General features: G+C 70.6%; 14 protein-coding genes. 8 read left to right on the top strand and 6 right to left on the bottom strand.

The window, feature by feature from the left end:
• Positions 1–108: 108 nt before the first annotated feature.
• Positions 109–519: a VOC family protein gene (locus HUV60_RS12255; RefSeq protein WP_257851232.1), complete on the bottom strand. Its 411-nt coding sequence runs from the start codon at positions 517–519 to the stop codon at positions 109–111.
• Between the two features lie 203 nt (positions 520–722).
• Here HUV60_RS12255 and HUV60_RS12250 point away from each other — a divergent pair, with 203 nt between their 5' ends.
• The 3 genes from HUV60_RS12250 (at position 723) to HUV60_RS12240 (ending at position 2,079) form a co-directional block, all read left to right on the top strand.
• The gene (locus HUV60_RS12250; RefSeq protein ID WP_257851234.1) at positions 723–1,172 is read left to right on the top strand and encodes a TM2 domain-containing protein; all 450 of its coding nucleotides are present in this window, start codon (positions 723–725) and stop codon (positions 1,170–1,172) included.
• The gene (locus tag HUV60_RS12245; RefSeq protein ID WP_269441177.1) at positions 1,165–1,581 is read left to right on the top strand and encodes a DUF2752 domain-containing protein; all 417 of its coding nucleotides are present in this window, start codon (positions 1,165–1,167) and stop codon (positions 1,579–1,581) included. Before HUV60_RS12250 ends, HUV60_RS12245 begins: the two co-directional genes overlap by 8 nt.
• A gap of 231 nt (positions 1,582–1,812) precedes the next feature.
• On the top strand, positions 1,813–2,079 hold the full coding sequence (locus HUV60_RS12240; protein ID WP_257851236.1) for a TM2 domain-containing protein: 267 nt from the start codon (positions 1,813–1,815) through the stop codon (positions 2,077–2,079).
• Positions 2,080–2,163: 84 nt separating this feature from the next.
• Here HUV60_RS12240 and HUV60_RS12235 read toward each other — a convergent pair whose 3' ends face one another.
• The 4 genes from HUV60_RS12235 to sdhC are packed head-to-tail and all read right to left on the bottom strand — an operon-like array spanning position 2,164 to position 5,585.
• Positions 2,164–2,943, bottom strand: a complete 780-nt coding sequence (locus tag HUV60_RS12235; protein ID WP_062190266.1) for a succinate dehydrogenase iron-sulfur subunit — start codon at positions 2,941–2,943, stop codon at positions 2,164–2,166.
• Entirely contained in the window at positions 2,943–4,697 is a 1,755-nt protein-coding gene (gene sdhA, locus HUV60_RS12230) for a succinate dehydrogenase flavoprotein subunit (protein WP_257851237.1), read from the bottom strand. Before sdhA ends, HUV60_RS12235 begins: the two co-directional genes overlap by 1 nt.
• A gap of 19 nt (positions 4,698–4,716) precedes the next feature.
• Entirely contained in the window at positions 4,717–5,199 is a 483-nt protein-coding gene (locus tag HUV60_RS12225; RefSeq protein ID WP_257851238.1) for a succinate dehydrogenase hydrophobic membrane anchor subunit, read from the bottom strand.
• Positions 5,200–5,204: 5 nt separating this feature from the next.
• Complete coding sequence (sdhC, locus tag HUV60_RS12220) at positions 5,205–5,585, bottom strand: succinate dehydrogenase, cytochrome b556 subunit (RefSeq protein ID WP_257851239.1); 381 nt, start codon at positions 5,583–5,585, stop codon at positions 5,205–5,207.
• A gap of 220 nt (positions 5,586–5,805) precedes the next feature.
• Between sdhC and HUV60_RS12215 the strand changes: the two genes are divergently transcribed.
• The gene (locus HUV60_RS12215; protein ID WP_257848832.1) at positions 5,806–6,699 is read left to right on the top strand and encodes an IS982 family transposase; all 894 of its coding nucleotides are present in this window, start codon (positions 5,806–5,808) and stop codon (positions 6,697–6,699) included.
• 130 nt (positions 6,700–6,829) lie between these two features.
• Here HUV60_RS12215 and HUV60_RS12210 read toward each other — a convergent pair whose 3' ends face one another.
• Complete coding sequence (locus HUV60_RS12210) at positions 6,830–7,270, bottom strand: 2-oxo-4-hydroxy-4-carboxy-5-ureidoimidazoline decarboxylase (RefSeq protein ID WP_257851767.1); 441 nt, start codon at positions 7,268–7,270, stop codon at positions 6,830–6,832.
• Between the two features lie 391 nt (positions 7,271–7,661).
• On the opposite strand from HUV60_RS12210, the gene HUV60_RS12205 reads away from it, so the two are divergent.
• The 4 genes from HUV60_RS12205 to HUV60_RS12190 all read left to right on the top strand — a co-directional run bounded on the left by HUV60_RS12205 (position 7,662) and on the right by HUV60_RS12190 (position 11,541).
• On the top strand, positions 7,662–9,260 hold the full coding sequence (locus tag HUV60_RS12205) for a beta-N-acetylhexosaminidase (protein WP_257851768.1): 1,599 nt from the start codon (positions 7,662–7,664) through the stop codon (positions 9,258–9,260).
• A 144-nt stretch (positions 9,261–9,404) separates the two neighbouring features.
• Complete coding sequence (locus HUV60_RS12200) at positions 9,405–9,950, top strand: hypothetical protein (RefSeq protein ID WP_257851240.1); 546 nt, start codon at positions 9,405–9,407, stop codon at positions 9,948–9,950.
• A 108-nt stretch (positions 9,951–10,058) separates the two neighbouring features.
• Positions 10,059–10,628, top strand: a complete 570-nt coding sequence (locus tag HUV60_RS12195) for a hypothetical protein (RefSeq protein WP_257851241.1) — start codon at positions 10,059–10,061, stop codon at positions 10,626–10,628.
• Positions 10,629–11,112: 484 nt separating this feature from the next.
• Positions 11,113–11,541, top strand: a complete 429-nt coding sequence (locus HUV60_RS12190; protein WP_257851242.1) for a hypothetical protein — start codon at positions 11,113–11,115, stop codon at positions 11,539–11,541.
• Positions 11,542–12,173 lie beyond the last annotated feature (632 nt).

Below are 12,173 nucleotides of genomic sequence, written 5' to 3'. Positions count from 1 at the left end.
CGGCATGCGGGGCACAGAGCCCCCGTGCGGAGGCACTCGGTTCCGTGCACGGTGCGGCGAGAGGGCGCGCACGGCGTCGCGAGGCAGGCGGGAACGCGACGACAGGGCCTATGGCCGGCGGCCCAGTCGCGGACGCTTGGTGTAGTCGGTCAGGCCGACCACGTTCCCCCAGGGGTCGGCGAACTCGACGGTCCAGCCGGTGGCGCCCGGGAACGGCCCGTCGAGCAGACCGATCCCGGCGCCCTCCAGAGCCCCGGCGGCGGCACGGGCGTCCGGTACCTCCAGCCACACCCGCGCGGAGGGCCACGCCGCCGGCCGACAGCCCAGGCCCGCCTCGTGCCGCAGCAGCACCCCGGGCGTCTCGCCGCCCACCTTCAGCAGCACGATCCCGGCCTCGTCCAGCCGGAAGCCGACCGGGAACCCGGCCCGTCCGTAGAATCCGACGGCCTCGTCGAGGTCTCCGACGGGCAGCAGCACATGGTCGAACCCGAGCAGTTCGTAGGGCTCATCGTCTGACATGGTGTCAGATCAGGTGGTAACGGCACAGAGCGGGCCGAGGCGGTGACCGGGCGGCAAAGGCTCACTCGTCCGGACGGACGGCCTCGGGGCCTCTCCCCGGCGGATCATGTGCCACAGGCCCTGGGCGGGATCCGACTTCTCATTACCGCCCGAGTCCTGCAAGATGACCGACAGTTATCCGTATCTTTCAGGAGAGACCCACTGTGAGCGAGCAGCCGCAGCAGCCGTCCACGCCGCCCGGTTTCGGCCCCCCGAACTCCGGCCCGTTCGGTCCGTCCGGCCCCTACGGCTACCCGCAGCCCGGACCCCAGCAGTCCCACGGCGGCCAGCCGTCTCCCGGAGGCTACCCGCCGCCCGGGTTCCAGCAGCCCCCGCCCCACGGGTTCGTCCCCGGTGCTCCCGACCCCGGCGCGCCCTATGGGTATGACCCCTACGGACGCCCTCTTTCCGACAAGTCGAAGATCGTCGCCGGTATTCTCCAGCTCTTCCTCGGCTCGTTCGGCATCGGCCGCTTCTACACCGGTTCGGTCGGCATCGGCGTCGCCCAGCTGCTCACCTGCGGCGGGCTCGGCTTCTGGGCGCTGATCGACGGGATCATGTACCTGGTCAGCAACGACCGCACGGACGCCCAGGGGCGGATCCTGCGTGGCTGACGCGGTACCTCAGGCCCCGTCCCGGGGGCACCCGCGGTGGCATCCCGCGGTGGCCCCCGTCGCGGTGCTGGTCGCGGGCGCCGCGGGCGCCGCCTGCCTGTGGGGCACCGACCCGCACGAGCCGGGTCACCTCCTGCCCCGGTGTCCGCTGCGGGCCGTCACCGGACTGCTGTGCCCGGCCTGTGGCGGCACGCGCATGGTGTACGACCTGATGCACGGCCAGTTCGCCGCCGCCTGGCTGGACAACAGGGCCCTGCTGCTCGCCGCGCCGTTCGCTCTGGCGCTGTGGGCACGCTGGACGCTGGAGGGGCTGCGCGGCCGCGCCTGGGCGCCCCGGATCGAGCCCTGGGTCCAGGTGCTGATCCTGACGGCGGCCGTGGCCTGGACGATCGCCCGCAACAGCATCTGAAATATATGATAATCGGGCCGAGTTGATCACGGAACGGGAACATTCGACTTCTCGCTTTCCCGTTCGAACACCGGGCCCCTTACGCTCCTCTGGCGCAGGGGGACGGTTCGCGAACCGTGGGTTTTGGCGCCGTAGGCGCGCGGGATCCGTACGCGTGTTTCCACTGGCCCCTCCTGAGCCGTCCGGGCAGCCTGCCCGGCGCGTCACACTTTTCTCCCCAGGAGCAGCGTCATGACCGTCCCCGCCGGCCCTCAGGCCCCCTACGGCCACGACCCGCAGGGCCGCCCCTACTCCGACAAGTCGAAGATCGTCGCCGGTCTCCTCCAGATCTTCCTGGGGACCCTGGGCATCGGACGCTTCTACGTCGGTTCCGTCGGCATCGGTGTCGCCCAACTGCTCACCTGTGGTGGCCTCGGCTTCTGGGCGCTGATCGACGGCGTCATGTTCCTCGTGAGCAACGACCGCACCGACAAGGAGGGCCGCGTCCTGCGCGGCTGACGCGGCGCCGGCCGCTCCGGCGCCCGCACACGGCCAAGGTCCCGGTCCACCGGACCGGGACCTTGGCCGTGTGCGGGGAAAGCGTCAGAAGCGGCGCGTGATGAGCGCCCGCTTCACCTCCGCGATCGCCTTGGTGACCTCGATACCGCGCGGACACGCGTCCGTGCAGTTGAAGGTCGTACGGCAACGCCAGACGCCGTCACGGTCGTTGAGGATCTCCAAACGCTGCTCGCCGGCCTCGTCGCGCGAGTCGAAGATGAACCGGTGCGCGTTGACGATGGCGGCCGGACCGAAGTACTGGCCGTCGTTCCAGAAGACCGGGCACGAGGACGTGCAGGCGGCGCACAGGATGCACTTCGTCGTGTCGTCGAAACGCTCGCGGTCCTCGGCGGACTGCAGCCGCTCACGCGTCGGCTCGTTGGTCTCCTTCGTGATCAGGAAGGGCATCACGTCCCGGTACGCCTGGAAGAACGGCTCCATGTCCACGATCAGGTCCTTGAGGACCGTGAGGCCCTTGATCGCCTCGACCGTGATCGGCTTCTCCGGGTTGAGATCCTTGATCAGCGTCTTGCACGCCAGGCGGTTCTTGCCGTTGATCCGCATGGCGTCGGAGCCGCAGATGCCGTGGGCGCAGGAACGGCGGAAGGTCAGCGTGCCGTCCTGATCCCACTTGATCTTGTGCAGCGCGTCGAGGACACGCTCCTTGGGGTCGATCTCCAGCTGGAAGTCTTCCCAGGTCGCCTCGGCGGAGACCTCCGGGTTGAACCGGCGGATCCGGAAGGTGGCGGTGATGTACGGGGAGTCGCCGAAGCCGGGCTCGGGGGATCCGGCCGCTTCCGCCTTGTCCACAACAGGGGTAGCCATCAGTACTTACGCTCCATCGGCTGGTAGCGGGTCTGGACGACCGGCTTGTAGTCGAGCCGGACCGACTCGGAGCCGGCGTCGCCCACCTCGCGGTACGCCATGGTGTGGCGCATGAAGTTGACGTCGTCCCGGTTCGGGTAGTCCTCGCGGTAGTGGCCGCCGCGGGACTCCTTGCGGGCGAGCGCGGAGACGGCCATGACCTCGGCCAGGTCGAGCAGGTTGCCCAGCTCGATCGCCTCCAGCAGGTCCGTGTTGAACCGCTTGCCCTTGTCCTGGACGGAGACGCGCAGGTAGCGCTCGCGCAGCTCGGCGATCTTCTCGACGGCCGTCTTGATCGTCTGCTCCGTGCGGAACACCATGACGTTGGCGTCCATGGTCTCCTGCAGCTCACGGCGGATCTCGGAGACCCGCTCGGTGCCGGTGGAGGACCGCAGCCGCTCGATCTGCGCGACGACGAAGGACTCCGGGGCCTCGGGCAGCTCGACGAAGTCGGCGGTCTGCGCGTAGTCGGCGGCCGCGATGCCGGCCCGCTTGCCGAACACGTTGATGTCCAGCAGCGAGTTGGTGCCCAGCCGGTTGGCGCCGTGCACCGACACGCAGGCGACCTCGCCGGCCGCGTACAGGCCGGGGACGACGGTGGTGTTGTCCGCCAGCACCTCGCCCCGGACGTTCGTCGGGATGCCGCCCATGGCGTAGTGCGCGGTGGGCTGGATCGGGATCGGGTCCGTGTACGGCTCGATGCCCAGGTAGGTCCGCGCGAACTCCGTGATGTCGGGCAGCTTGGCGTCCAGCTGCTCCGGCGGGAGGTGGGTGAGGTCCAGGTAGACGTGGTCGCCCTCGGGACCGCAGCCACGGCCCTCGCGGATCTCCGTGTAGATGGACCGGGACACCACGTCGCGGGAGGCGAGGTCCTTCATGACCGGCGCGTACTTCTCCATGAAGCGCTCACCGTCCTTGTTGCGCAGGATGCCGCCCTCACCGCGGGCGCCCTCCGTCAGCAGGATGCCCATGCGCCAGATGCCGGTCGGGTGGAACTGGAAGAACTCCATGTCCTCCAGCGGCAGCCCGCGCCGGTACACGGCCGCCTGGCCGTCACCGGTCAGGGTGTGCGCGTTGGACGTCACCTTGAAGAACTTGCCGTTGCCGCCGGAGGCGTAGATCACGGACTTCGCCTGGAAGACGTGGATCTCACCGGTGGCCAGCTCGTACGCCACCACACCGGCCGACTTCCTGACGCCGTCGACCTCGGTGATCAGCTGGTCCAGGACGTAGAACTCGTTGAAGAACTCCACGCCCTCCTTCACGCAGTTCTGGTACAGCGTCTGGAGGATCATGTGACCGGTACGGTCGGCCGCGTAGCAGGAGCGACGGACCGGGGCCTCGCCGTGGTTGCGGCTGTGACCGCCGAAGCGGCGCTGGTCGATGGTGCCGTCCGGGGTGCGGTTGAACGGCAGGCCCATCTTCTCCAGGTCGAGGACGGAGTCGATGGCCTCCCTCGCCAGGATCTCGGCGGCGTCCTGGTCGACCAGGTAGTCACCACCCTTGACCGTGTCGAAGGTGTGCCACTCCCAGTTGTCCTCCTCCACGTTGGCCAGCGCGGCGGCCATGCCGCCCTGCGCGGCGCCCGTGTGGGAGCGGGTGGGGTAGAGCTTGGTCAGGACGGCGGTGCGGCTGCGCTTCGTCGACTCGATGGCCGCGCGCATGCCCGCGCCACCGGCGCCGACGATGACGGTGTCGTACTTGTGGATCTTCATGATTCTCGCAGCCCCGTGCCTAGCGGATGTTCGGGTCGAAGGTGAAGATCACCAGCGTGCCCAGCAGGATGGTGAACACCGTGGCCGTGTAGAGCAGGCCCTTGAGCCACAGCCGGGTGTTCGCGCGTTCCGCGTAGTCGTTGATGACCGTGCGCAGGCCGTTCGTGCCGTGCAGCATGGCGAGCCACAGCATCAGCAGGTCCCAGACCTGCCAGAACGGCGAGGCCCAGCGGCCCGCCACGAAGGCGAAGCCGATCTTGGAGACGCCGCCGTCCAGGACGAGCTGGATCAGCAGGTGCCCGATGACCAGGACGACCAGGACGACACCGGACAGGCGCATGAACAGCCAGGCGGCCATCTCGAAGTTGCCCCGGGTGGTCCTCGGGGTCTTCCTGGTCCGCTTGCGCGGGGGCTCGATGACCGGCGCCGGGTTGTCGACCGAGTAGAGCGACGCACCCTCGACGGGGCCGATGCCCGAAGCGGTGGATTCAGTCGTGGACATGGGCGTCAGCTCCCGAACAGTTCACGAGCGGCGTGGCCGAGCACGGGGTAGACCGCCCCGAGCATCAGCACGACCCACAGGGCGACGACGGTCCAGAGCATCTGCTTCTGGTACCGGGCGCCCTGGAGCCAGAAGTCGACGGCGATGACACGCAGGCCGTTGAGCGCATGGAAGAGGATGGCGGCGACGAGGCCGTACTCCAGCAGCGCGACGATCGGCGTCTTGTACGTGGCCACGACGGTGTCGTAGGCCTCAGGGGACACTCGCACGAGGGCGGTGTCCAGCACGTGAACGAACAGGAAGAAGAAGATGAGGACGCCGGTGACTCGATGAGCCACCCAGGACCACATTCCTTCCCGGCCGCGGTACAGCGTTCCAGCCGGCACGGAAGTTTCCTCCGGTAGCGGGGATTGGGGCCGCGCCGGCTTTCTCGTGTCGGTCGGGCCCGGCCGGGTACGGTCCACCGGCCCCCAGCATCGTAGCCAGGTGTGGCCGCGAGGCGGACAGGGGCCCTGCCGCTGTGATCGGACTGGCACGCTTACGGGCTAGACGAGTAAGTCCGAAGTCTCGTTGAGCGCAAAGGGTGAGGGTCCCGTTGGTCGATGTGTGACGAACGACCTCGAGACCCTCATCACCGCACTGTACGTGAAGATCGACGACGAGTTGGGAGGGCCGCGTTGGCTGGGCAGGCCGCCGTTGCTGACCGACTCCGAGCTGGTGTGCGCCGCGGTCGCCCAGGCGATGCTCGGATTCACCTCCGAAGCCCACTGGCTGCGCTACGCCCGCAAGCACCTGGCCGGGATGTTTCCGTACCTGCCCCAGCAGTCCGGCTACAACAAACGCCTGCGCGCGGCGCTCGGCCTGGTCAAGCGGGTCGTCCGGATGCTCGCGAAGGCGTCCGACTTCTGGCTGGACGACTGCTGGATCGTGGACTCCACCCCGGTGCCGTGCGGCATGTCGCGGCCCACCGTGAAACGCTCCGACCTGGCCGGATGGGCCGGATACGGCTACTGCGCCAGCCACTCGCGGTTCTTCTGGGGGCTGCGGCTGTACCTCGTGTGCACCCCGGCCGGGATGCCGATCCTGTGGGCCCTGGCGGACCCCAAGATCGGCGAACGCGAGGTGCTGGCCGCGATGCTGGAGGTCGAAGCAGGCGTCGTCGCCGAGCACGACGGCATCCTGCTCATCTCCGACAAGGGCTTCGCCGGCCGAGCTTTCGAGCAGTTGCTGGCCGACCACGGCATCACCTTGCTGCGGCCCTCCCGCAAGCGCGAGAAGGCCCGGTACGGCGAGCCGATGCTGAAGAAGGTCCGCCAGCTGATCGAGTCGGTCAACGACACCCTCAAAGGCCAGCTCGACCTGGAGGGCCACGGAGGGCGCAGCTGCGCGGGCGTCGCGGTCCGCGTCGCCCAGCGCATTCTGGCCATGGCCGCCGCGATCTGGCTGAACAACCTGACCGGCGCACCGATCACTCGATCGTTGATCGCCTACGACCACTGAAGACATACGACTTACTCGTCTAGGGAGCGGGCCGCGGAAGGGCCTCCGAGGAGCCGCCGTGGGGCTTTTGGCCTGTTTGGTGCGGCTTGGTGCCGTCTCCGGGCGGTCGTTGCGGCCTGTCGGCGACCCGTCAGTGGTCCGTGTTCGCGAGGAGGCCGGCCAGACGGCCCCGGGCCAGGCGCCGGAGTTCCTCTGCGGCGACCAGGCGTTCCTCCTCCGGATCGTTGGCCAATCGTGACCGGATGCCTTCGAGTACGTGGTCCAGGACCTCGTCCGGCTTCAGACCGTCGAGGCAGATGGCGAACGGATGTCCGAACCGGCTCCCGTAGGCTGCGCTGGCCGCGTTCAGGGCCGTGTGGGCGGCGGAGTAGGCGTCCGCCGGGAGGCCGGGGAGGGATTCCGCCGCCAGCGCCTCGGCGCGGTCCGCGCGGGGCAGGTCGTAGGCCGCCTCGTCCGCAGCCGCCAGGAGGGCTTCCAGGTCGGGGTACGGGCGGTGGGCCGCGACGCGCACCGCCCAGCGAGGGCTGTGCAGACAGGCCAGCAGGGTGCGCTCGGCGTCCTCGGACGGCATGGCGTTGAAGTGCTCCAGCCCGGACAGGACGCCGGGCGTGTCGGGCGCTTCGGGGGCGCCGTGCGACTGTCCGGGAAGGGCGACACGGCCGGGGAGGTGCGGGAGACGGTGCGCGGGCAGCGTGAGTCCTTGGGGTGTCACGTGTGGGTCGGTGAGAGAAGGGGGCGGGAACCGTGGAGGTGGGGTGGCGGATGGTGTGAGAGTTGTGCCATCACGTTATCGAGTGAGTCCACGACGTGTCCGATCGATAGTCGAAATTCACTCGGACGGGAGAGTTTCAAAACGGTTCCCCGGCGTCCGTCACCCGGATGAGCCGTAGGTTGGTCGTGTGAGTCAGCACAGGCAGCACAGGCGTCGGCCCTCCGCTCGGCAAACGCGGCAGCGGCGGACGCTGGTCGTGGCCCTCGCCGCGGGCACGCTGGTCGCGGCGTCCGGGGTGGGCGTCGGCCTGTGGGCGACGTCGGACGACGACACGGGACCGGCCGGTTCCGCCGCCTCCCGCTCCGCGGACGCGGCGGGTTCACCGCCCTCCGGGACGTCCGAGCCGAGTCCCACCCGTTCCCACCCCCTGTCGAAGACGCCCCGGACCATTCCCGCCGTCCGTGACCACAGCGCCGAGCGCGGCCCCGGCTGGCGGCCCGGGCGCGGCCACCGGGTGGTCGTCGGAGATCCGGCGCTGGCGGACGAGGGCCGCCTCATAGCCGGGGAGCTGGGCCTCGCGTACGCGGGGGAGCAGGACGACGAGCGCGCCGGGGACCTGCGCCTGGAGCTGAACAAGGGCGGGGGCGCGAACCCCGAGTCGTACACGATGACCGTGCGGGGCGGTCGGGTGACCATCAGTGCTCCCGCCGAGGCGGGCGTCTTCTACGGGACCCGCACCCTCAAGCAGCAGATCCGCGGCGCCGAGACCGCCCCCGAGGGCGTGGTGCGCGACGAGCCGGCCAAGCAGCGGCGCGGGATGATGCTGGACATCGCCCGCAAGCACTTCACCGCCGACTGGATCGAGGACCGGGTCCGCGAGCTCGGCGACCTGAAGTACAACGAGCTGGGTCTGCACTTCTCCGACGACCAGGGCTTCCGCATCGAGTCCGACTCGCACCCGGAGATCGTCTCCGACCGGCATCTGACCAAGGCGCAGGTCGAGCGGATCGTCGACCTCGCCGCGAGCCGGCACATCACCGTCGTGCCCGAGATCGACTCGCCCGGGCACCTCGGCGCGGTCATCGCCGCCCACCCCGGCCTCCAGCTGCGCGACGCGGGCGGCGGGCCCGTGCGCGGCGCGATCGACATCTCCGATCCAGGGTCCGCCGAGATCGTCGACGACCTGCTGAACGAGTACGCCGGGCTGTTCCCCGGTTCGCAGTGGCACCTCGGCGCCGACGAGTACCAGGCGCTGGTGGTCTCCGACCCCGAGGCGGCGTTCCCGGGGCTGGCCGCCGCCGCGCGCAAGGAGCACGGTCCCGGCGCGACCGTCGAGGACCTGGCCACGAGCTGGCTCAACGACCGCGCCGACACCGTCCGCGCCCACGACCGCACCTTCCGCGCCTGGAACGACGGCTTCTTCGAAGGCGGTTCGGTGCAGGCCGCGAAGGACATCCAGGTCGCCTACTGGACCGGCAAGGAGATCGGGGCCCGGCAGCCGGCGGACTACCTCGGTGAGGGCCGCGAGGTCGTCAACTACAACGACGAGTTCCTCTACTACGTGCTCGGCGAGCCGAACGACTTCGTCTACCCGACGGGGGAGCGGATCTACGAGCAGTGGACGCCGCTCGTGCTGCGCGGAACCACCGCCGTCCCTGCCCGGTACGACGGTCAGATCCTCGGCGGATCCTTCGCCGTCTGGTGCGACCTGTCCCGTTCCCAGACACAGGACCAGGTCGCGGCCGGGATCAGGATGCCTCTGCGGGCGACCACGCAGAAGCTCTGGGACCCGGCCGAACCGGCTTTGTCCTGGGCGGAGTTCCGGAGCCTGGCGGACGAGGTGGACTGAGCCGGACCCGGCGCGGCGGTTTCAACGGCCCTCAGCCGGTACAGATGGATTCGGGCGGATCGCGGCGTATTCCTGCGGACCCCCTTGCGACTGTGGTGGTCTTCTGACGAGTCGAAACCGATACACCGGGGGGAATGCCGGCACATGGGCTACTGGGGGTATTTCGTCGTAGGCCGTGACGAGCGGCCGCTCGCCGAGCGGGACGCGCTGGCCGGAGCCCGGGACATGACCCTGCGTACGTCGGCGCCGGGCGGATGGCAGGTCTGGGAGTACCCGAGCGGCGACGGCGCCGTCGGGAACATGAACGACCTCGCCGGGGAGACCGGCGCACCCGCGCTGTTCGGCTACGTGATGGACAGCGCCTGCGTGGTGGTGGAGGCGGCCGCACCGGAGAGCGGCGCCTGGGCGACCTGCCTGGCGCGGTCCGCGATGGCCGGCTACCTCGGCGCCCCGGCGGCGGACGGCACCTGCGGCGAGGGCGCGGCGGGCACGGCGCAGGACGGGCTCACACTGGAGGACTACTTCCTGGAACCCCGTGACGCCGCCGGCCGGGCCGTCGAATGGGCCGCAGAGGCCGGACACGCCGTGGCCGTGGAGGAACTGGTCGAGGTGTTGACCGCGGACCCCGACCCCGTGGCCGAAACCTTGTTCTTCCGGTTGCTCGACCGGCTTGGAGTGGTGCCCCTGTGACACTCCCGGCCCGTCGCACGCAGTAAGGGCAAAGTGCGGCCTCCGTACCCGTGAGGTCCGCGAAGAGCCTTTTCGGAGGCTCGCGAAGACCTGCTGAGGGGGACGTGGATGAGCCTGGTGGAACTGATCGCGCAGGCCGACGAGCGAACACTGGCCGCGAGCGGACTGGCTTGTTTGGATCGCTGCGTGCCGTTGCTGGGCGGTGACGACGAGACGCTGCGCCCGCTGTGGGGGACCCTCGCCGGGGACGCCGCCGCCGAGGACTGGGCGGAGCGGCTGGAGCAGACGCGCGGCAAGCTCGCCGCGGCGGACGGCCCGGACGCCGCGGCGGCGCTCGCGCACCGGATGCTCACCACCGCCCCGGCGGAGCGCTCCGCCGCCGCACTGCGTGAGTGGGCACACGCCTGCTCGGTCACCGCGCTGCGGATCCACCGCATCCTGGACGGCGGTGCTCCGGACGAGGACGTGGCGGACGCGATCGAGGCAGCCCGCGGGGGCCGCACGGAGGGTCTGCCGCTGTCGCCGCTCGGCGCCGCCGAACTGCGCCGTCAGATCGTTGTTCTGGAGGTCCTGGCCGGCCACGGCCCGGCCGGGCTGCGGCGCGTGCTGGAGGTCTCGACGGAGGGCCGGCGCGTCCTCGCCGCGGCCCTGTCCCGCCGAAACCGCCGGGACGGCTGACCGGGCCCTCGGGGCCGGCCCGTCGGATCATGCCGCAGACGTGGGGTCCGCCTGCGGCTCGCAGAGCCGGACACCGCCCAAACGGCGGCTCCTGTGACCGTGTTGCGGCGGAGCCGGGTCGGTTCTGCGCCGGTTGCCCGCGCCCCGCCCGTCCGGACTCCGCTGCTCTATTCGGGGGAGGGGCACACACCGTATCCGAGAGGGGCCGGCCGGGGCTGGACCGCCTCCTCGCGAGGCCCGTTCCCTGCGCCCCGTCGACGGGCCGGCGTCACTCTCCGCAATGGAGCAGCAGAGTCCGTCCGGACTCCGCTGCTCCATTCGGCGAGCGATCACGTGCCGTGCTTTCCGGGCTCGGCCGCGCCCGGCCTGCCTGCATCTGCGACGCGCTCTGAAGGCCGTATCGGCACGGCGTCATCACGCCGGGTAATTGCGCAGCAGAGTCCGTCCGGGTGACAAAACCGCGGGTCCGGGCGCTCCACCGGGTGTGACGACTGAGACGACTGCGACCCAGACGACTGAGACTGCGACGACACGGCAGGAGCCCCGGCCTGCGGCCGCGGCCACGCCCGTGCGGTGGGCGGCGGACACCGTGACGGCGATGCGCGAAGGGGCGCGGCTGCGCCTCGACTACTCGGCGCGCAGCCTGTGGAGCGTCGACCGCGCCATCGAGGAGATACGCGGCGAGCCGGCCCCGTACGCCGCCGTGGAGACGGTGCTGCGCGGGTTCGGCGCCTGTGCCGGTGAGGTGATGGTGCGCCAGACCGGTGGCGAGTGGTGGGCCTCGGGAGGTGAACACGGGGTCCGTACCCCCGACGGCCGCCTCTGGGACCCCAGGGAGGAGGCCCGCCGCCGCTACACGGCCGACGGGTCTCTGCGCCTGCTGTGCCGGGACGCGTCGAGCGGTGACCGCTGAGGTGACCGCCTTCGCGCGGTCATGCCGTCCGGGCCCGGCACCGGCGGCTCCCGACGGGACCCGGGGCACCCGGGATGTCGTGCCGGACACGTGCGGAACCCGTCCGCCGGCCGGTCCCTCGCCGCCGGCCCGGACGAGGCCCGGCCCGCAGCCTCGGAGCGCCCCCTCCGCACCGGTCCCCGGGGTCCGGTGCGTGCGTACGGGAGGACCGAGGGGCGAGCCGGGGTGCGTCGGCCTGGCCGGGGGCGAAGGGAGCGCCGTGGTCCACGGCAGGCCGGGCAGGCCCGACGGGGCCCGCGGAATGTCGCGGCCGGGGCGACGGCCGAGGCCACCACCCCCCACAGGAGAGGCCCCGGCCGTCGCGCGGCACGGACCGCGCGGCGGCCCGTGACTCGTACAGCGCCATGAGTGCGTTTTCTGTCACACCGCCCGGTCACAGCTCTGTTGAATCATGCACGGAAACGTGGACGGACATGGACGGGGAGAGGTTTGAGGTCGTAACGTGCCTTTCGCGCCAGGCTGCGACGGAAACATGACCACGACCCACTCGCGGCCAGAGACCGCAACCATCGATCGAGGAACCACGACGGCGAGAACCCGGTCCGCGAGAGCGGCGCCGGCTTAGGCGCAAA

It is taken from the genome of Streptomyces sp. KMM 9044, from assembly GCF_024701375.2.
Classification (GTDB): domain Bacteria; phylum Actinomycetota; class Actinomycetes; order Streptomycetales; family Streptomycetaceae; genus Streptomyces.
This window is presented reverse-complemented; position numbering and strand designations above follow the sequence as displayed.